At 59.5% G+C, this 296-nt stretch carries 1 pseudogene; it reads left to right on the top strand.

The annotated features are described in order from the left end of the window. Positions 1–296 (top strand): annotated as a pseudogene (locus Phpb_RS26320) (RHS repeat-associated core domain-containing protein); the annotation flags it as partial.

Genomic DNA, 296 nt, shown 5'->3' with positions numbered 1-296 from the left:
CGGACGGGATACCGTGGGAATATCGCTATGATGCCTTCGGACGGCGGACAGAAAAACGGTGTATCCAAAGCGGTAAGCTGACCACCTACCTATGGGATGGGGATACCCCAGCAGAAATCCGCGAATACCAGCACGGCCGGCTGAAAATAATCCGCCATCTGGTGTTTGACGGCTGGGAGCTGATAGCGCAGCAGACGCAACAGTTCACGCTTAATCTGGACAACCGGGTGGAACTGATGGCCGGGGAGGTGGAGACCCAGTACGCGGTCAGCGCCCCAACCGGCGAGCCGCTGGCG

The organism is Photorhabdus namnaonensis (assembly GCF_001684335.1).
Classification (GTDB): domain Bacteria; phylum Pseudomonadota; class Gammaproteobacteria; order Enterobacterales; family Enterobacteriaceae; genus Photorhabdus; species Photorhabdus namnaonensis.
The sequence above is the reverse complement of the archived record's forward strand: the minus strand, read 5'-3'. Positions and strand labels throughout refer to the sequence as shown.